The organism is Mesorhizobium subarcticum, from assembly GCF_055456085.1.
Map to the genome: position 1 here is coordinate 3,112,707 of NZ_CM144237.1, position 18,854 is coordinate 3,131,560.

Below are 18,854 nucleotides of genomic sequence, written 5' to 3' on the forward strand. Positions count from 1 at the left end.
TTTGCGACAATGCTACTCAAGGATGAAGTTGGAATGCTGCAACGCGTTCCCCTGTTCTCCGGCATTGAGCCGGCAAAGCTCAAGCTGCTTGCGTTCACATCCGATCGTGTGAACTACAGCGCCGGTCAGATCCTCTTCCGGCAGGGCGACGAGGGCGACGCCGCCTATGTCATCCTTTCGGGCAAGGCGGATATTCTGGTGGATTCAGACAGCGGGCCGATAAAAATTGCCGAACTGCTACCGAATTCGATTGTTGGCGAGATCGCCATATTGTGCAACAGCTCGCGCACGGCCACCGTTAGAGCGGCAACTCAGCTGGAAGCCTTGAGAATTCGCAAGGATCATTTTCTGAGGCTTATGAGGGAGTTCCCGGAGATGACCATCGAGATGGTGCGGGTTCTTGCCGATCGCCTAAGCAATACGACCGCCGATCTGATCGACGCGCGGAGCGCCAAGTAACAGCATGGACGACGACGTTTTCCTGGTCAGATTTTGGGGCGTGCGCGGCAGCATTTCGGTATCGGGGCCAGAATTCTCTCGCTATGGCGGCAACACAAGCTGCATTGAGATGCGATGTGGCAAGCATACGCTTCTGTTTGACGCCGGATCCGGCCTGCGGCCTGCCGGCACGGCGCTTCGGGCGTCGGGCGTGACCGATTTCGACCTGCTTTTCACCCATTGCCATTACGATCACATCATCGGGCTGCCGTTTTTTGCGCCGATCTATGACCGGAGCGTCAAGGTTACGCTTTGGTCGGGACATCTTGCAGGGCGCATGACGACCCGGCAGATGATCGATAAGTTCATACGGCCGCCGTGGTTTCCGGTGAAACTGGACGTCTGCAAGGCAAGCCTCGACTGTCGCGATTTCGTGTCCGGAGACGTGCTTCAGCCGCGCGAGGGGGTGGTGGTGCGAACCGGCAGTCTTGTCCATCCGGGCGGCTGCATAGGCTACCGGGTGGAATGGGCCGACCGCGTCGTGGCGGTGATCACAGATACCGAGCACGAGCCGGACAAGCTCGATCAGGCGGTGCTCGGCCTGATCGAAGATGCCGACCTCGTCATTTACGATTGTACCTACACTGAAGAGGAAATGGAACGCCGCCACGGTAACGGGCACTCGACATGGCAACAGGGCGTCAAGCTCTGTGAGGCGGCCGGTGCGCGGGGGCTCGCGCTGTTTCACCACGATCCGTCACGCACCGACGAGGAACTGGAGGAGATCGAAAAGCTGGCCAAAGACAGGTTTGCCGGCGCTTTTGCCGCGCGGGACGGCCAGACGCTCGAATTTCCAGTCGCATTGCACAAAGGGCGCTGAGTTATTTTCCTTCATATCCGTTTTGACGCGATTCCCAAGGGAAAGGCCTATGCGCTTTTCCTGGCAAAACCGCTCACACTTTTCTTGGAATTGCTGTGGCGGCGCTGCGCCCGATCAATGTCCGGATCGGAAGCCATGCGCAGGCTTCAGCCTGCGCGGTGACTGCGAACAGCCGTTCGAGGAAAAGCCAGGCCGATTCATCGTGTACGAGATGGTGGGTTAGAACGCCGACCGGTTCGCCACCGTCGTCTGTATGCTGCAATTGCGCGATGATAGCCTGAACCAAGAGGCCATGATCTCGGCAACCGCGCGTGCCATGCCAATCCATGATGTCGACATTGCTGTTGATGACCGCCAGCGAAGCCGGCTTCGGCGGCCCATAGACCGATAGTGCCGCAAATCCTATCGATCCAAGGTCGGGGACCAGGCCGGCGTCGATCCTGTTCCAGGGTGGCACCAGCATCGGAACGGCACGTGTGCCGTGCAGGCCGGTCACGTGCGACAGCCCGCGAGCCAGATCATCGAGCACCGCCTCGCGTGGCCGATGCGCGCCGAGCTCCTGCCTTTTCTGGTTCTCGGGCGCATGATTTCGGTGCGCCCAGCCATGGATAGCGACTGTGGCATGCGGCGACTCGTCAAGCCGGACGACAAGTGTCTCATCGGTCAGGGCCGGAATGACGGCCAGAGTGACCGGAACCGCGAATTCGCCGGTGAGGTCGAGCAGCCGATCAAGCGCCGGCGTCGGATCCACGGCATCATCGTCGCGTAGCCAGAACTCCGCCTTGCGGCCCGCCCGTTGCCGGCGCGCCAGTTCTTCCACCAAGGGCTGCCAGATCGGACCGGTTGTCATGAGACCGGAATCTTTTTGAGAAGTTCGGCCAGACGCGCCGCCGCGCCACCGAGAGAACGTTCTTCGAGGACGAAACGCCTGGCTTCTGCGGCCATGATGGTTCTTTCGTCGTTACGGGTCAGAAGCCTTTCAATGGCGAAAGCGAACGCCGCGACATCGCCCGGCGGGGTGAGAAACCCGGTCTGGCCATCCCGCACGACCTCCGGCACGCCGGCGATGTCCTGAGCCACCACCGGAAGGCCGGCGGCCTGTGCTTCAAGATAGGCAACGCCATAGGCCTCGCCATAACCCGGCCAGACGTAGATTCCCCCGCTGTAAAGAACATCCGGCACGGCGGCCGGCTCGATCGCGCCAAGCCATTCGATACGGTCGGCGGGCAAGCCGGCGAATTGCGCTTTGACCTCGTCACGGGCAGGCCCGTCCCCGACGACCGACATGGTCCAGGACAGGTGGCCGATCGAGCTGAGGGCTTGCGCCAGCATGCGATAGCTTTCGACTTTGTCGCCCGGGCGCATCATGGCGACGGTAACAAGGCGCGTCGGACAACTCCGTGACGGCATGTCGCGGAATGCCGATGTGTCGATGAAGGGCGAAAGCATATCGAATACGGCCTGGGGAATCGCATCTGTCAGCCCCTGGCGATCCCTTTGGGTGAAGCAGATGTTCAGCGCCGCCTGGTCGATGGCTCGCGCCACCAACGCCTGGCTATCGGCCCACAAGCCGGCGTTGCGTCGCCTCGAATAGGAGGCTTCCGCTGTCACATAGGGAACAGCAAAGGCCGACGCCAGTCCGGGCCCGATCAGGTCGGGCGCCTTGTAATAGGGATGGTAGGTGAACCACAGATCGGGCTTGCCCTGACGGCGCCAAAGCCTTGTCAGCCGCGCGGCTTCGTCCGCGGCCTCGATCTTGAGCGCATCGAAACTTTCCGGCTCCGGCTGGCGTAGATAGAAGCGCAACTCAGATGCCAGTTCGACGCTATGCCCTCCGTGCTCCAGCGCCTTGACCAGCATCCGTGCCATCTGGCGGTCGCCGGAGACGACGGGATGATTGGGTGACTTCAGCGGCGCGTAGAAGGCAATTCGCATCGCGCGACCCTATCATCGGAAAGCCTGCGCAAGTCAATTTCGAAGCACGAACGACTTCACCTTCAAACGTTGGAATGTGCTATCTAATGCTCATGGAAACAGCTGTCGCGTCCGACCCGTTTGTCGGTTCCTTGCCAGTCTTCGCAAAGTTCGAAAGCGTTGCCGATATCGACAATTATCGGCCTCTGCCCGATGGCTGGGCGCTGGCCACCGCCGACATTGTCGGCTCGACCAAGGCGATCGAGGCGGGGCGCTATAAAACCGTCAATATGGCCGGCGCCAGCGTCATTTCGGCGCTGCTCAATGCGCTGGGCCGGCAAGATCTTCCCTATGTCTTCGGCGGCGACGGCGCACTCGTGGCGTTTCCCGGCTCGGCGCTTGAGATCGCCCGCAACGCGCTGGCTTCTGTCCAGAGATGGGTGGCGGACGAACTGGACCTGACCTTGCGTGCGGCAATCGTGCCGATCAAGGACATAAGAGCGCAAGGCTTCGATGTTCGCGTGGCGAGGTTCCAGGCCTGCGAAGCGGCCTTCTATGCTATGTTCGCCGGCGGTGGCGGCAGTTGGGCGGAAGCCGAGATGAAAGCCGGGCGCTACCGCATCGACCCTGCGCCGGCCGGCGCGCGGCCGGATCTGACCGGCCTCTCCTGCCGCTGGAACCCGATCGAAGCCCGGCACGGCGAAATCGTCTCGATCATAGCCATACCGGGGGCTTCGCGAGACTTGCGCGGTTTTCAGTTTCTGGCGTCCGACATCATCGCCCTTGCCGGCAGGCAGGAGCGTGATGGCCACCCGGTGCCGGTGGACGGGCCAGGCTATAGTCTCATGCCCGCTGGCCTCGATGTCGAGGCGAGGGCCACGGCGCCGCCAGGGCGACGGTGGCTGGCGAAGCTGTGGGTGATGTTCCTGATGACGCTTACGGCGGTCGCCGATAGATTTGGCTGGACCATCGGTCGTTTCGATCCGAAGGTCTACAAGCGCGAGGTGGCCAGCAATTCGGATTTCCGCAAGTTCGACGACGGCTTGAAGATGACCATCGATGTTGACGCGGATGTCTTACACCGGATCGAGAACCGGCTGAAACAGGCGGAAGAGGCGGGCATTTGCAGCTATGGCCTGCACCGCCAGAAATCGGCCTTGATGACCTGCCTCGTCATCTCGCCGCTGCAGCCCGATCATGTTCATTTCATCGATGGCGCCGACGGCGGCTATGCGATGGCTGCCGCAAACCTGAAGGCGAAGGCGCTGGTCCAATGACGGCTTGCGGAAATCGATTTTCGGCAATATGCCTCGGCCATGGTTCTTTGGGACCCGGTGAGCCTCGCCATGGGCGCGGGTAGTCTGTCCGAATTGACGGGAAAGCAGTTTTTTGGACGCCTCACGATCGACATATGACCGTCTTTTGAACCGGATTTCGACGCGCGCCGCGCAGGTCGGCGTGATCGGACTGGGCTATGTAGGGTTGCCGCTGGCGGTTGCGGTCGGGCGCGCCGGCTTCCCGGTTTCCGGCTTCGACATCGAAGCCCACAAGGTCGAGAGCCTGAACAACGGCCAATCCTACATCGAGGCGGTGACGTCGACAGCCCTTGCCGGCCAGGTGGCAAGCGGACGGTTCCGCGCCACCGCGGATTTTGCCGAACTGGCCGTCTGCGACGTCATCATCATCTGTGTTCCGACCCCGCTGACGAAACACCGTGAGCCGGATCTCTCTTTTGTCACGAACACGGCAGGCGCCATCGCAAAACATCTGCGTCTCGGCCAGCTCATCGTGCTGGAATCGACCACCTATCCCGGCACCACCGACGACGTGATCAAGCCCATACTGGAAGCAACCGGCTTGCAGTCGAAGATCGACTTCTTCCTCGGCTTCTCGCCCGAACGCGAGGATCCAGGCAACCGCAGCTTTGAAGTCGCGACGATCCCCAAGGTCGTGGCGGGCGACGGCATTGAAGCGGCGACGCTCGTCCAGGCTTTCTACCAAAGCGTGGTCAAGACCGTCGTTCCGGTTTCCACCACAGCGACCGCCGAGGCGGTCAAGCTGACGGAAAACATCTTCCGCTCGGTCAACATAGCCCTCGTCAACGAGTTGAAGGTCGTGTTCGGCGCGATGGGAATCGACATCTGGGAGGTGATCGAGGCGGCAAAGAGCAAGCCCTTCGGCTACATGCCTTTCTATCCTGGCCCCGGACTTGGCGGGCACTGCGTTCCGATCGATCCCTTCTACCTGACGTGGAAGGCGCGCGAATACGAACTGCCGACCCGCTTCATCGAGCTGGCGGCGGAGATCAACACGGCGATGCCGCGTCATGTGGTCGATGAACTGGCGAAGGCGCTGGACCGGCGCTGCGGCAAGGCGCTCAGCCGCTCGCGCATTCTCATCATCGGGCTCGCCTACAAGAAAAATGTGCCCGACATCCGCGAAAGCCCCTCATTGCGGCTCATTGAACTCATCGAGGAATGGGGCGGCAAGGCGGAATTCCACGATCCGCATGTTACGGAGATCCCGACCACGCGGGAGCATATGGCGATCAAGGGACGCCGCTCGGTGGAATTGACCGAGGCGGCCTTGAAGGATTTCGATGCTGTCGTCGTTGCAACCGACCACGACGCGATCGACTATCAGACGATCGCCGATCACGCCCTTCTGATCCTCGACACGCGCAATGTTTTTGGCCGCCTCGGGCTGGCCCGAGAGACGGTGGTGAAGGCCTGACACCGTCTGAGCCGGGGAGTTTTTTGCGCGATGTCAGGATCGTGATTGCACTCCGGCGGCAGCCTCGCCACATAAGGCCACGCAGGACATAGATGCAGTTACGTCCGCTCCTTGGTTGCAAGGACAGTCATCCGGGAAATTCCTTGCCGCATGCTGCCGAAGCCGGCCTCGTTGACTTCGGGGGCTTATCTTTGGGTCGTTGGCGGACTGTGTTATGGCGGGTCAAAGGACGGGTTTCGAGAAAGCATGAGCACATCGCAAGCAGAAATTTCCAGCATTCTCATGGATAAGGTTGCCGATTGGCTGAACCAATCGGCGCTGGCAGGCAGCGACCTGGAAACATTGGTAAAAGGCTTTTGCGAACGGCTGGCTGCTGCCGGCCTGCCGCTGAAGCGAGTGCATCTGAGCTTTTCGATGCTGCATCCGCTTTATGACGCGCTTGGCTTCACCTGGTTTCGTGGCCAAGGCATAGAAGTGGAAGGCTTCCGCGCCGAGCCCGGCGGGCCGTCCGACAGATTCCTGACCAGCCCATACTACCATCTGCTCAACAACAAGCTCGATCATCTGCGACGCCGGATCGATCCGTCATTGCCGCCGGAGTTTCCCATTTTCGAGGAACTCAGGCTTATCGGCGTCACCGACTACATGGCTTTCGTCCATCCCTTCAGCGGCAATACCAGTCAGGGCATGATTGGGTCCTGGTCCACCGACAGTGCTGCGGGCTTCAGCGACAGCATGATTTCGGCGCTGCTGCGCATCCAGAGCCATCTGGCTATCGCAACCAAGATGGCGGTGCTCACCAAGCTCGCCGACAACATGATGACCACTTATCTCGGCGGCGACGCCGGCAGGCGCGTGCTGGACGGCCAGATCAAGCGCGGCGAGGGCGATACAATCCGGGCCGCGCTGGTCATGGGCGATATGCGTGGATCGTCGAGGCTTGCCGAAACCTCCGGCCGCGAAATCTATATCGATACGCTGAACCAGTTTTTCGACGCCGTTGCCGCACCTTTCAATCGCAAAGGCGGGCAGATCATGAGTTTCATCGGGGATGGCTTCATTGCCGTCTACCCTTGCGAAAGGCATCGCGCGCAATCCGAGATCGCCTGCCAGGCTGCTCTCGCGGCCGCGCACAAGGCCACCGCGCGCATGATGGATCTCAATCTGCGCAGGAAGGCGCAAGGGTTGGGCGACATACAATTTGGTATCGGTCTGCATGTCGGTAATGTGATGTTCGGCAATGTCGGGCTTACCGACCGGCTCACATTCTCTGCCTTCGGCTCGGCTGTAAACGAGGTCCAGCGCCTCCAGACCCTGACCAAGAAATATCCGCACAGCGTACTCGCCAGCAAAGAGTTCGCCAGTTATTGCGGGGCCAACAGCTGGCTGACGCTGGGCAATGAGGAACTGGCGGGCATCAAGCAGAAGCTGACGGTGCTTGCACCCGATCTGTCGGGTGCTCTCGCACTCGATGAAGACGCTGCGCCGGAGCCAGCTCACGACCGAAGATCGGAGGCCGAGCAGGTCATGCTGCTTCATCGCGATACGGCGCGGATATCGGCGGGCGACCCGAGCAAGCTCCAGTAACCGCCACAATCCGGTCCGAACGTCGTTGGTAGGCAGTCCAGTCGTCGGTTCCACGGGCGACCGTTTCGAATCCAAGTTGCTCTAGGCTGGCAATGCGCTAGTCTCGCTTTCTGGACTGCCAGAGTGGGGCTGGTGTGAGAATGAATTCGGGTGTTGATCTGCTGCGGATCGAAGATGTTGGCATCTCTTTTGCCATTATCGGGGGACCGTTGCATGCCGTCAGGCGCGCAAGTCTTCGCGTGCTGCCCGGCAAGGTTACCGCCCTTGTGGGCGAGTCAGGTTCCGGAAAATCGGTTCTGAGCCAGGCAGTGATGGGCATTTTGCCGAACACAGCCCATGTCCGCGGCCGTATCCTGTTTTCCGATCCTGAAAAGCCCGGCACGACGCAGGATATCCTGCAGATGCCGCGTGATGGCCCCGAAATCCGGGCGTTGAGAGGCAGCCGCATCGGCAAGATCTTCCAGGAGCCGATGACATCACTGTCGCCGCTGCACACGATCGGCAACCAGGTCAGCGAATCCCTGCAGATTCATACGCCTATGGCCCGCGCGGAGCGCAAGGTACAGACCGAGGAAATGCTCAGCCTTGTCGGCTTTCCCAATCCCAAGCGCGCCTACGACATGTATCCGTTTGAACTTTCGGGAGGATTGCGTCAGCGCGCCATGATCGCCATGGCTCTTATCTGCCGGCCCGCTTTGTTGATCGCCGACGAGCCGACGACGGCGTTGGACGTCACCATCCAGGCGCAAATCCTGCAATTGCTGCGTGGGCTTCAAACCAAGCTGAACATGGCAATGCTACTGATCACGCACGACCTCGGCGTTGTCGCCAATGTGGCCGACGAGGTGGTGGTCATGTACCATGGCGAGATCATGGAAGCGGGACCTGTGGAGGCGATATTCCGCCGGCCAGGCCACCCTTACCTGAAGGGCCTGATGGCAGCCGTTCCGCATTTCGACCTGAAGCCCGGTGAAAGGCTGAAGGCGCTCCGCGAGGTGCCGGTGAATGTCGAGAACCTGCTCGGCAAGCAGACGGCACCGGCATCGAAGGGGCCAGACGACATCCTGCTGTCGGTCAGGGATCTGAAAAAGGTCTTCACCATCCGCAAGTCCGGATGGTTTGGCGGGGATCACCAAACGTCTGTTCGCGCCGTCGACGGCGTAAGCTTCGACATCAGGCGGGGTGAGTGCCTGGGTCTGGTCGGCGAAAGCGGCTCCGGCAAAACCACCGTCAGCAAGATGCTGATGCGGGCTGTCACCCCTAGCGGCGGCTCCGTGGTCTTTAACGGCCGCGACGGATCAATCGACGTCTTGGAGGCCGAGGGAAGCGCCCTGCGCATGCTGCGCGCGAAAATCCAGATGGTCTTCCAGGATCCGGTTTCGTCGCTTTCACCTCGCATGACGGTGGAAAACATCTTGAGCGAGCCGCTGGAAATCCATCGACGTGGCAATGCCGCGTCCCGACTCGCCACGGTCAAGAGCCTGATGCAGGCAATCGGGCTCGATCCGCGCTTCATCAAGCGCTATCCGCACAGTTTCTCCGGCGGGCAGCGTCAGCGCATCGGCATCGCGCGCGCGCTGGCACTAGGGCCTGAACTGCTGATCTGCGACGAGCCGGTTTCGGCGCTCGATGTCTCCGTCCAGGCGCAGATCCTGAACCTTCTGAAGGACCTGCAGAAGGAATTGGGCCTGACCTACCTGTTCATATCCCACAATCTGGCGGTGGTGGACTACATGGCAGACCGCATCGCGGTGATGTGCGGCGGGCGTATCGTCGAGCTTGCGCCCCGCGAAATTCTGCTTAGGAAACCGGTCCACCCTTACACACGCTCGCTGGTCGCCGCCGTACCTTTCCCAGATCTCGACAGGCCGATGGATTTCAAAACGCTGAAGCTCGGCGGCGCTTCCGACACCAGCGCATGGGGACGCCAATTCCGCGACGAGGGCGAAGAGGATGTGCTGTCGCCACTCGATCTTGGCGGCGGCCACCTCGTCCTGGCCCGACGTTCGGCCGATGTCAGCGAGTTACGCCATTGATCAACCGGCGTACCGTCCTTGGCCTCATGGCTTCGACATTTCTGCCGAGCCCGGTGCGCGCCGGCGATCTGGAGCCGGAATTTCTTCAGCCGCTGCTGACGGCCAGGGCGCTGCCTGCACTCGCCGAGCGCCTGCCCAAGCGTCCGCGCGCGCTGAATCTCGCTGCGATGGGCCGGCAGCCCGGCCAGTATGGCGGCACGCTGCGCACGATCATCGGCAGCCAGAAAGATATCCGGATGATGACGATCTACGGGTATGCCCGGCTGGTCGGCTATGACGAAAAGCTCAAGCTGCAACCCGACATTCTGGAAAGTTTCGATGTAGCGAATGATCGCGTCTTCACTTTCAAGATACGCGAAGGACATAAATGGTCCGACGGTAGCCTGCTGACGCCGGAGGATTTTCGCTATTGTTGGGAAGATGTCTGGCTGAACGACGAGCTTTCGGAAGGCGGGGTCGCCCCGGCCCTGCTGGCGGACGGCAAGCCGCCTCGCTTCGAGATCGTCGATCCGTTGACGGTCCGCTACAGTTGGGATGCGCCCAATCCCGACTTCCTGCCAAAGCTCGCTGCTGCTTCGCCGCTATCGCTTGTTCTGCCGGCCGCCTATCTCAAGCAGTTCCACAAGAAATACCAGGATCCATTCCGGCTCGCCGGCCTGATGAAGGAGTACCGGGCCAAGAAATGGACGCTCTTGCATATCCGCATGTCGCGGCAGTATCGCCCGGAGAACCCGGAGCTGCCGACGCTGGATCCCTGGCAGAACCGGACCAAGCCGCCGGCTGAGCAGTTCGTCTTCGAGCGCAACCCATTCTTTCATCGAATAGACGAAAATGGCCGGCAACTCCCCTATGTTGACCGGATTGTCATGAATGTCAGCTCGTCGGCGATCATTTCCGCCAAGACCGGTGCGGGCGAGAGCGACCTGCAATGCATGGGAATTGACTTCGCCGATTACTCCTTCCTGAAGGACGCGGAAAAGCGCTACCCAGTGAAGATGCATCTGTGGAAACGCACACAGGGCTCGCGGCTGGCGCTGCTGCCCAATCTGAATTGCGCCGACCAGGTGTGGCGTGGCCTCTTCCGTGACGTGCGCGTGCGCCGGGCACTTTCGCTCGCTGTGGACAGGCGCGAGATCAACATGGCCGTGTTCTACGGATTGGCGCAGGAAAGTGCCGATACGGTCCTGCCGGAGAGCCCGCTCTACCGGCCGGAATTCGCGAAAGCCTGGGTCGCCCATGATCCCGACAAAGCCAATGCGCTGCTCGACGAGGTCGGACTTCAGAGGCGTGACGATGACGGCTTGCGGATACTTCCCGACGGACGCCCGGCGCAGGTCATCGTGGAAACGGCCGGCGAAAGCACCCTGGAAACCGACGCGCTCGAACTCATCACCGATCACTGGCGCAAGATCGGCATTGCCCTGTTCATCCGGACGTCGCAGCGAGACATCTTCCGCAGCCGCGCGCTTGGCGGCGAGATCATGATGTCGATGTGGTCGGGCATCGACAACGGCGTGCCGACCGCCGACATGAACCCGTACCAGTTGGCTCCCACTATCGACGACCAGCTGCAATGGCCGCTCTGGGGTGCTCACTATCTGTCGCATGGCACGATGGGCGAGGCGCCCGATCTCCCTGAAGTGGTCGAGCTGATGGCTTTGCTCAAGCGCTGGAACGCATCAACCGAAGCCGCGGAGCGCGCCGAAATCTGGAATTCAATGCTATCGATCTACACCGATCAGGTGTTTTCGATCGGCACGGTGAACGCAACGTATCAGCCGGTTCTGGCGTCCTCGCGGCTGCGCAACCTGCCTGACAAGGCGCTCTACGGCTACGACCCGACTGCCTATTTCGGTGTCTATATGCCGGATACATTCTGGCTTGGAGAGACCTGAGCGTGCTTCGATATATTGTCTGGCGCATCGCCGTGATGGTTCCAACGCTGCTGGTCATATCGGCGCTGGTGTTCACGATCATTGAACTTCCACCAGGCGACTATTTCGACAGCTATGTTGCCGAGCTTCGAGCCCAGGGCGAAGCGGTGGATTCCGATCGCATCCAGATGATGCGCAAGGAATATGGTTTCGACCAGCCGCCGGTCATTCGCTACTTCTACTGGGTCGGCGGGATGCTGCACGGCGATTTCGGCTATTCCTTCGAATATGAGCTGCCGGTTCGCGACGTCGTCGGGGACCGAATGTGGCTGACCGTGCTGGTTTCCTTCGTCACGATCATCGTCACCTGGCTCATCGCCTTTCCGATCGGCATGTACTCCGCCACGCACCAATACAGCTGGGGCGACTACGGTCTGACGTTCTTGGGCCTTCTCGGCCTTGCCATTCCGAACTTCATGCTGGCCTTGATCCTGATGTATTTCGCCAACATCTGGTTCGGCACGTCGATAGGCCATCTCATGGACCAGCAATATCTCGGCGAGCCTATGAGCTGGGACAAGGCGAAGTCGATCCTCGCCCATCTCTGGATCCCGGTCTTGATCATCGGCACCGGGGGCACGGCAAGCATGATCCGGCGGCTGCGCGCCAATCTGCTCGACGAGCTACACAAACAATATGTCGTGACCGCGCGCGCCAAAGGCCTTCATCCCTTCAAGGCGCTGGTCAAATATCCGCTGCGCATGGCGCTGAATTTCTTCATCTCCGACATCGGCTCTATCCTGCCGGCCATCATCTCCGGCGCCGAAATCACCGCGATCGTGCTGTCCTTGGAAACGACCGGGCCGATGCTGATCAGGGCGCTGCAGAGCCAGGACATGTATCTGGCGGGATCGTTCCTGATGTTCCTTGCCTTCCTGACGGTCATCGGTGTCCTGATTTCCGACCTCGCGCTGGCGCTGCTTGATCCACGAATTCGCTTGCAGGGCGGCAGCACCAAATGAATACACCTTCGCCGCTGCCCGCTCCGGGTGCTCCACTGCAACACTACGTTTCCACCGCGCCCTTTGACCTGCAGTCGGTCGAGGCGATGACGCCGGAGCAATCGAAGGTCTATCAGGCGTCGCAGTTGCGGCTGATGTGGTGGAAATTCCGAAAGCACCGGATTGCCGTCGTATCCGGCATATTCCTGGCGGCGCTTTATTTCGGGATACTGATCTGCGAGTTCCTGGCGCCCTACAATCTGCACACGCGCAACATGGACTACATTTATTCGCCGCCGCAGCGGGTGCACCTGTTCCACAACGGCCAGCTTGTCGGGCCGTTCGTCTATGGCCGCCAGATGACGCTGGATATGGACACGCTCAAGCGGAACTACGTCGAGAAACAGGATGATGTTCAGCGAATCCGTTTCTTCTGCAAGGGCGACAGTTACCGGTTCTGGGGCCTGATCGAAGGTGACAGGCATCTTGTCTGCCCGGCCGAAAATGGCCAGCTGTTTCTGGCCGGCACCGACAGGCTGGGGCGCGATGTGCTCTCGCGCATCATCTATGGCGCACGCATCTCACTGACAATCGGCCTCGTCGGAATCAGTTTCAGCTTTGTGCTCGGCATTGTCATTGGCGGACTGGCCGGCTATCACGGCGGTATCTTCGACCTGATCGTTCAACGGATAATCGAAGTTCTGCAATCGATCCCCAGCATTCCGCTGTGGTTGGCTCTGGCGGCGATCATGCCGATAACCTGGAGCCCGATCCTGATCTATTTCGGCATCACCGTCATTCTCGGTCTGATCCACTGGACCGGACTGGCGCGGGCTGTGCGTTCAAAGCTTCTAGCCTTGCGCGAGGAGGATTACGTTCTGGCCGCGCAATTGATGGGCGCCAGCAGCAGCCGCATCATAGGGCGTCACCTCATTCCTGGCTTCATGTCGCATCTGATCGCGACGGCGACGATCTCCATACCCGGCATGATCCTGGGCGAGACGGCGCTGAGCTTCCTCGGGCTTGGGCTCAGGGCGCCGACAACCAGCTGGGGCATCCTGCTCACCGAAGCACGCAGCGTCAGCGTGATCGCGTTCTATCCATGGCTGCTTTTGCCGATGCTCCCCGTCATTCTCGTCATCATGGCGTTCAACTTCCTCGGCGACGGCTTGCGGGACGCCGCGGACCCCTACAAGTGAGATCACTATCCTCCGCACGCCGTGCCGCCGATTCCACCCGAATGATCCTTGCCGGCGGCCTGCCCGGTTGTTGCAGCGTTCATCGTTCGCTTCTATAGGTGGCGAGACGCGATCGGAGTTTGGCGGTTCACCTTGAACCGGTTCCTATCGCGGGCATTGCCTATTTTTTTGAACAGGTTCAGGACACACAGACGCATATGAGTTCGCCTCGATAATTTCATCAGCAGGATGAGCGCGCAGCGCGACATTCTCAATCAAATCTGCCCCGAGGTGGCGAAGATGGAGGGGCCTGTGCTCGAACTCGGCCTCGGCAATGGCCGGACGTTCCACCATCTGCGCGAGCGCCTGCCCGGGCGCCGGATCCTGGTGTTCGACCGCGAAGTCGGCGCACACGCCAGCTCAATTCCCGACGCTGAAAACCTTGTGCTCGGCGAAATACGCGAGACAGGGGTCAGGTTCATTGGCATCGACGCCGCTCTTGTTCATGCCGACATCGGCACCGGCTATGACGATCGCGATGCGGTGACCTCTACCTGGCTTCCCGATCTGATTGCGCGCCTGCTTCGCGTCGGCGGCTTCGCGGTCAGCGGCACACCACTCGATCACCCGCAGTTGCAGCGTCTCCCGCCGCCGACCTCGGAGCCCGCCGATCGCTATTTTCTCAGCAGGCGCGTGTGAGGGTGGAGACGACCCCACGTCTTCAGGGGCCAAGTCTTCAGGGGATCGTATATACTGCTATCTCCCGCTCAATGCCGCGCAGCGAGACCTCGTGGGGCACGGGCGTCAGTTCCTTCCTGCGCAACAGATCAACGGTGAGTTTGTCTTCGATCACCGCACGCGTGGCGAAGATCGCCTGTGCGTTGGCAAGGTTCTGGACCCGCGAAGCAATGTTGACCGTCTGGCCGAAATAGTCCTGTCGCTCGTTCAAAGACACGGCGATGCAAGGCCCGGCATGGACTCCGATCTTGAGCAGCAGATCCTCGCGCCCGCTCTTGTCGTTGAGCGCACGCATGGCATCGCGCATCCTGAGGGCCGCGGCAATCGCGCGATCAGGCGTCGCGAAGGTGGCCATCACGGCATCACCGATCGTCTTGACCACCGCGCCTGCCTCCGCAGCGACAATCTCGTGCAGAACCTGGAAATGCGCGCGCACGAGATCGAAGGCCGCAAGGTCGCCCACCCGCTCGTATAGCGCGGTCGATCCGCGCAGGTCGGTGAACAGGAATGTCAGGCTGGTGATCTTCAGGCGCTGGTTGATATCGAGCGTATCCGTGCGATAGAGATCGCGGAACGTCTGGTTGGTGAGCAAGCGCTTGGCGGTGAGGAAGGGCCGGCGTTTGCCGAGGAAATCATGCAATACCTGGCCGGCGATGAAGACCGTCGGCAGCACGCGGGTGTCGGTCCTGTTTTCCAGCGAAATGCGCAAAGGGCCGGGTTGCATCTCCAGCGTCTGGTTCTGGACATGGTCGCGGTCGAAGACCAAAGAGAGGCTTCGGCGCTCCTTTGTTGCATCGCCCTTCACGTCGATGAACTGCGCTGAATGGGTGACCGGCTCGAAGATAATGATGAATTCGGACGGAAGCTGTATGGGCAGAATCGCCTTTTCACCGGGCGCAAGCTCGATATCCTCCAGCGAGAACGCTTCGATCGCTTTCGCGAAATCCTCGTCCGGCAGATCGACGCCGGACGCCCAGTAGATCTGGCGGAAATATTCCACCAACGGCAGTTCGTGTGGATTGTGGGCGGCAATCCTGCGCATGCGGGGACTGACGGTGAATGTCACCTCGACCATCTCGTCGAGGGTCGGCGAATAGCCCTCGGCGCACAGCGCGCAGGTGTATTCGTCCTTCTGCATGGTTTTCAGCGTGGCGTTGGTGTCGAGCACGCCGCCACAGCCGGGACATAGAACATTCCAGGAAATGTCGAAGACGCCCACCCGCGCCGCATGGAGAAACGCGCCTATGGTGCGTTCCTCGTCGAGGCCATGCTTGCTGGCGAAGGCTGGCGCGTTGATGCGGCAAAGTTCGCGGTCCTTGCCCTCCGCGATGGTTCGCCTGATCACGTCGATTGCCTGGGGATCGACATCGGTCGATTGCCGCAGAAGCGAGAACAGATCCTGAGCTTCATTCATCGTGCAGGCTCCGGAAAATGCGCCTCCCGACGCGTGTTGACCGGACCGCGCCTTGGTCCGAGCGATTCATTTTACGTCGAAACGGATCGTACGGCCATTCGAATAGACAAGCCTGGTGACAGCTCGATTTCCATACGACCGCAAGCGGCACTATGATGCTCCACGGGTATTCACCTTTGGGGGCCCTTTCCATGCAGACGTCCGACAACCCGCCATTTCCAGCAGCCCTGCGCATTTTCTCCGCTGGGGTCATCATCGTCCTGATCGTGGGCGCCGGCCTGTTTTTCGCGCCGGCACTGGTCAAGCCGCGCTGGCCCTGGCCTGTCACGCCATTCAGTGCCCGCTTCCTCGGCGGCTTCTACACCGCCGAAATGGCGGTGATGGCGGCGCTCTTGTTCTGGAATCGCTGGTCGCCCGGCAGGCTGGTGCTCGTCATGGCCTTCATCTTCACCGTCATCGTGTCGGCGGTTTCGTTGATCAATCTGGGCTATTTCAACTTCGAGCGCAAAGCGGCCTGGCTCTGGTTCCTGGTCTATCTTGCCTCAGCCGCGGTATCCGGGCTGTTCCTGTGGCAGGCCAGGGGCCGTCCTTCAGCAAAAGGCGTGACCCTAAACCCGGCATGGCGCGGTTACATGTTGGCAGAAACGGCGATCCTTGGGCTCTATAGCGTCGGCATGTTGCTGTTTCCCCTGATGGTCAGCAGCACCTGGCCATGGCCGGTCGATCCCTTCCACGCCCAGGTCTACAGCGCCATCTTCCTCGCCGGTGCTGGCGGCACATATCTCGTCTGGAAAAGCGCGCCGCGCGAGGAACTGCTGGTGCTCGGCCTAGCGCAGTTCCTGGTTGGCCTGCTTGCCATCCTTGGCCTCGTCATCACCGACGCTGCGGTGCACCGGATCGACTGGACGGCGACCAAGACATTGTGCTGGCTCGCCCTTTTCGGCTGGATCGGCATCAGCGGCGCCTTCAAACTCTACGCCGCCTCCCGGTATTTCAGCGCGCAATCGGCATGATAGCTTGCAGAGACGGCTAGATTTTCAGGTGACGTCCGGTGCATCGTGCCCGGCCGATTGCCTTCGCCGGGAACGCCATGACCAGCACACCATCCTCCGAGAAGATCCAGCCGCAGCTCCGCGCCGTTAGGCCGAGCGATGCGGAGGCGCTTTGCGCCATCTTCAACATGCCGGGCTTCCGCTGGGGCACGCTCAGGATGCCTTTCGAGATGGTGGAGCAGGTGGAGCGGCGCATCGCCAAGTCCGGCCAGGAAACCACCTGGATCGTTGCCGAGCTGGACGGCAAGGTCGTCGGCCATGGCAACCTTGTCGTGCAGGGTTCGCCGCGCCGTTCGCATATCGGCGAGATCAATATCGGGCTTGACGATGCCTTTGTCGGCAAGGGCATCGGCTCTGCCATACTTGGCGCGCTGCTTGACGTTGCCGACAACTGGCGGGCCCTAAAGCGGGTCGAATTGACCGTCTATGCCGACAACGAACCGGCCATCCGTCTCTACACAAGCCACGGCTTCACGGTCGAAGGCCGGCATGAGAAGGCCGGTTTTACCGACGGTCAGTACCACGACCTCCTGAGCATGGCCCGGCTGCGGTTCTGAGATCCGCTGTCTCCCTTGGCGTTTGCACCGCAAGCGGCTAGACGGGACCAATGACCGCCGTCTTTGACCCAACCCCTTTGCCTCCGGCAGAAATTCTGGCTGTGCTGTCGCGGCTCTGCCCGGAAGTCGCGCGTGACATCGAGCAGAACTGGAATGCACCGGTTTCCGATTACGCCCGCCATCTGTGGCGGCCGGTGGCAAGGCCCGCATCGGGCCCGGCGATCGCTGCCCGCTCGATCCTGCGCGAAGTCCTGCAGCAGCGCCTCGTTATGATCATGCTGGCTGAGGAGATCGGCAAGGCGCTCGACGAGTTCGAGCACACACCGGTGATTCAGTCCGGCTTGCACTGCCTGCTTCTTATGGACCGGATCACCTTCGATGCCCTCCTGCTTGCCTGGCTCGGCGCGGTCGAAAACGGGCTGTCGGCCTTGTTCTGCTTCATGGGAACGACGATGACCATGGAGACCATCGGCCGGGAGGGGCCGGGATGGCTCGATGTCGGCGACGACAAGGTCAATCTGTTTGGCATGGGCCGCCACAAATTGTGCCGCAAAAGCGCCTGTGCGGCCGGTCCCGTCTCCCTTAACAAGCGCGCACTCGAAGCGGTGGGCGATGAAACGGATGCCAGCCGTTGGCTGGGCACGTTGCTCGCCAGCCAGGACAAGGTGTTTGGAACCGCCGCCGATGCGCTGACAGCCCTCAACGAGGATCTGGTCGCCGATTGGGATCGTTCCGGCATGGCCCGGCCGGTTTTCATCGACGATCGGCTCGCCGCTTCTGCCTTGGCGCGGCATCTGGAAGATGACGGCAGCCTTCTTTCCAGGCTGCTCTTTGAGCCTGCAAGGCGCCAGCGTCTCGAACGTGCCTTGGAAGAGGCCGCATCGGGGCCTTTCGGCAGATTCCTGCCCAATGCCACGGACTATTTCTGGGGCATCCGCGAGGAGCGCGTGCGCAAGCTCGTCCTCGCGAACGGACACCTGATCGAGCCTGACAGGCCGGATGGCCTTTCCATCCCGTTCGAGCGGCAGCATCTCAATCAGGCGCTGCTGGACGGCTTGCTGCTGCCGAACCTGTTCCTGACGTTCCTCGTCCTAGCAATATTGCCGCGGGTGCGGGTTGTGGGCGGCCTGAGACAGATTGGCTATGTAGCGCTTTTCCACTCCATCCTGCTGGCTGCGCTAGATGAAACCGCGCCGGAAGAGCGCGATCTGGCTGCGGAGCTGCAGGTTCGGGAAAATGCCTGGGGCATGCGGGTCATCGATGAAGAGATCTCGGTCCGCGAGCAGCTTGCCGGCCTGCCGGAAGGGGCGCTCTTCCCCGACCTGCTGCGGCAATACCGTTTGCGGACTTTTGCAGAGACGACCGACGACCTGAAACTGGTTCGCGAAAACGCCCGATGGCGCAAGATCGGCCAGGCGGGGATCAACGCGACCTGAACCTCGCGTCAGGCCT

Annotated in this window: 15 protein-coding genes and 1 pseudogene; 13 read left to right on the top strand and 3 right to left on the bottom strand. The window is 61.0% G+C overall.

The window, feature by feature from the left end:
* Positions 1-9 precede the first annotated feature (9 nt).
* Together ACZYHG_RS15175 and ACZYHG_RS15180 are read left to right on the top strand one after the other, a co-directional pair.
* Complete coding sequence (locus ACZYHG_RS15175; RefSeq protein WP_464614479.1) at positions 10-459, top strand: cyclic nucleotide-binding domain-containing protein; 450 nt, start codon at positions 10-12, stop codon at positions 457-459.
* A gap of 4 nt (positions 460-463) precedes the next feature.
* Positions 464-1,318: an MBL fold metallo-hydrolase gene (locus tag ACZYHG_RS15180; RefSeq protein WP_464614480.1), complete on the top strand. Its 855-nt coding sequence runs from the start codon at positions 464-466 to the stop codon at positions 1,316-1,318.
* Positions 1,319-1,391: 73 nt separating this feature from the next.
* Here ACZYHG_RS15180 and ACZYHG_RS15185 read toward each other — a convergent pair whose 3' ends face one another.
* Together ACZYHG_RS15185 and ACZYHG_RS15190 are read right to left on the bottom strand one after the other, a co-directional pair.
* Positions 1,392-2,168: a polysaccharide deacetylase family protein gene (locus ACZYHG_RS15185; protein ID WP_464614481.1), complete on the bottom strand. Its 777-nt coding sequence runs from the start codon at positions 2,166-2,168 to the stop codon at positions 1,392-1,394.
* Entirely contained in the window at positions 2,165-3,253 is a 1,089-nt protein-coding gene (locus ACZYHG_RS15190) for a glycosyltransferase family 4 protein (RefSeq protein ID WP_464614482.1), read from the bottom strand. Before ACZYHG_RS15190 ends, ACZYHG_RS15185 begins: the two co-directional genes overlap by 4 nt.
* A 74-nt stretch (positions 3,254-3,327) precedes the next feature.
* Here ACZYHG_RS15190 and ACZYHG_RS15195 point away from each other — a divergent pair, with 74 nt between their 5' ends.
* The 8 genes and pseudogenes from ACZYHG_RS15195 to ACZYHG_RS15230 form a co-directional block, all read left to right on the top strand.
* Positions 3,328-4,509, top strand: coding sequence for a DUF3095 domain-containing protein (locus ACZYHG_RS15195; RefSeq protein ID WP_464614483.1), 1,182 nt, complete (start codon positions 3,328-3,330; stop codon positions 4,507-4,509).
* 112 nt (positions 4,510-4,621) lie between these two features.
* Complete coding sequence (locus ACZYHG_RS15200) at positions 4,622-5,965, top strand: nucleotide sugar dehydrogenase (protein WP_464614484.1); 1,344 nt, start codon at positions 4,622-4,624, stop codon at positions 5,963-5,965.
* A 246-nt stretch (positions 5,966-6,211) separates the two neighbouring features.
* The gene (locus tag ACZYHG_RS15205) at positions 6,212-7,552 is read left to right on the top strand and encodes an adenylate/guanylate cyclase domain-containing protein (RefSeq protein WP_464614485.1); all 1,341 of its coding nucleotides are present in this window, start codon (positions 6,212-6,214) and stop codon (positions 7,550-7,552) included.
* A 140-nt stretch (positions 7,553-7,692) separates the two neighbouring features.
* Positions 7,693-9,588 carry an ABC transporter ATP-binding protein gene (locus tag ACZYHG_RS15210; RefSeq protein WP_464614486.1) on the top strand — a complete coding sequence of 632 codons (1,896 nt, stop codon included), beginning with the start codon at positions 7,693-7,695 and terminating at the stop codon, positions 9,586-9,588.
* Complete coding sequence (locus ACZYHG_RS15215; RefSeq protein ID WP_464614487.1) at positions 9,585-11,483, top strand: ABC transporter substrate-binding protein; 1,899 nt, start codon at positions 9,585-9,587, stop codon at positions 11,481-11,483. The genes ACZYHG_RS15210 and ACZYHG_RS15215 overlap by 4 nt, the downstream gene beginning before the upstream one ends.
* Positions 11,484-11,485: 2 nt before the next feature.
* Positions 11,486-12,484 carry an ABC transporter permease gene (locus tag ACZYHG_RS15220; protein ID WP_464614488.1) on the top strand — a complete coding sequence of 333 codons (999 nt, stop codon included), beginning with the start codon at positions 11,486-11,488 and terminating at the stop codon, positions 12,482-12,484.
* Positions 12,481-13,662, top strand: coding sequence for an ABC transporter permease (locus ACZYHG_RS15225; protein ID WP_464614489.1), 1,182 nt, complete (start codon positions 12,481-12,483; stop codon positions 13,660-13,662). The genes ACZYHG_RS15220 and ACZYHG_RS15225 overlap by 4 nt, the downstream gene beginning before the upstream one ends.
* 204 nt (positions 13,663-13,866) lie before the next feature.
* A pseudogene (locus ACZYHG_RS15230) lies at positions 13,867-14,340 on the top strand (class I SAM-dependent methyltransferase); the annotation flags it as partial.
* A 37-nt stretch (positions 14,341-14,377) separates the two neighbouring features.
* Here ACZYHG_RS15230 and ACZYHG_RS15235 read toward each other — a convergent pair.
* Positions 14,378-15,793 (bottom strand): DUF5939 domain-containing protein, encoded by a 1,416-nt coding sequence (locus ACZYHG_RS15235; protein ID WP_464614490.1) that lies wholly within the window; start codon positions 15,791-15,793, stop codon positions 14,378-14,380.
* A gap of 191 nt (positions 15,794-15,984) precedes the next feature.
* On the opposite strand from ACZYHG_RS15235, the gene ACZYHG_RS15240 reads away from it, so the two are divergent.
* The 3 genes from ACZYHG_RS15240 (at position 15,985) to ACZYHG_RS15250 (ending at position 18,838) form a co-directional block, all read left to right on the top strand.
* A complete protein-coding gene (locus tag ACZYHG_RS15240; protein ID WP_464614491.1) occupies positions 15,985-16,806 on the top strand; it encodes a hypothetical protein in 822 nt (273 codons plus the stop codon).
* 77 nt (positions 16,807-16,883) lie between these two features.
* A complete protein-coding gene (locus ACZYHG_RS15245; protein WP_464614492.1) occupies positions 16,884-17,402 on the top strand; it encodes a GNAT family N-acetyltransferase in 519 nt (172 codons plus the stop codon).
* A gap of 50 nt (positions 17,403-17,452) precedes the next feature.
* The gene (locus tag ACZYHG_RS15250) at positions 17,453-18,838 is read left to right on the top strand and encodes a hypothetical protein (RefSeq protein WP_464614493.1); all 1,386 of its coding nucleotides are present in this window, start codon (positions 17,453-17,455) and stop codon (positions 18,836-18,838) included.
* Positions 18,839-18,854 lie beyond the last annotated feature (16 nt).

What these genes read in the sequence shown, in the direction of transcription:
- ACZYHG_RS15175 (WP_464614479.1), top strand. Translation starts at nt 10, where the DNA reads ATGCTACTCAAGGATGAAGTTGGAATGCTGCAACGCGTTCCCCTGTTC.
- ACZYHG_RS15180 (WP_464614480.1), top strand. Translation starts at nt 464, where the DNA reads ATGGACGACGACGTTTTCCTGGTCAGATTTTGGGGCGTGCGCGGCAGC.
- ACZYHG_RS15185 (WP_464614481.1), bottom strand. Translation starts at nt 2,168, where the DNA reads ATGACAACCGGTCCGATCTGGCAGCCCTTGGTGGAAGAACTGGCGCGC.
- ACZYHG_RS15190 (WP_464614482.1), bottom strand. Translation starts at nt 3,253, where the DNA reads ATGCGAATTGCCTTCTACGCGCCGCTGAAGTCACCCAATCATCCCGTC.
- ACZYHG_RS15195 (WP_464614483.1), top strand. Translation starts at nt 3,328, where the DNA reads ATGTGCTATCTAATGCTCATGGAAACAGCTGTCGCGTCCGACCCGTTT.
- ACZYHG_RS15205 (WP_464614485.1), top strand. Translation starts at nt 6,212, where the DNA reads ATGAGCACATCGCAAGCAGAAATTTCCAGCATTCTCATGGATAAGGTT.
- ACZYHG_RS15210 (WP_464614486.1), top strand. Translation starts at nt 7,693, where the DNA reads ATGAATTCGGGTGTTGATCTGCTGCGGATCGAAGATGTTGGCATCTCT.
- ACZYHG_RS15225 (WP_464614489.1), top strand. Translation starts at nt 12,481, where the DNA reads ATGAATACACCTTCGCCGCTGCCCGCTCCGGGTGCTCCACTGCAACAC.
- ACZYHG_RS15235 (WP_464614490.1), bottom strand. Translation starts at nt 15,793, where the DNA reads ATGAATGAAGCTCAGGATCTGTTCTCGCTTCTGCGGCAATCGACCGAT.
- ACZYHG_RS15240 (WP_464614491.1), top strand. Translation starts at nt 15,985, where the DNA reads ATGCAGACGTCCGACAACCCGCCATTTCCAGCAGCCCTGCGCATTTTC.
- ACZYHG_RS15245 (WP_464614492.1), top strand. Translation starts at nt 16,884, where the DNA reads ATGACCAGCACACCATCCTCCGAGAAGATCCAGCCGCAGCTCCGCGCC.
- ACZYHG_RS15250 (WP_464614493.1), top strand. Translation starts at nt 17,453, where the DNA reads ATGACCGCCGTCTTTGACCCAACCCCTTTGCCTCCGGCAGAAATTCTG.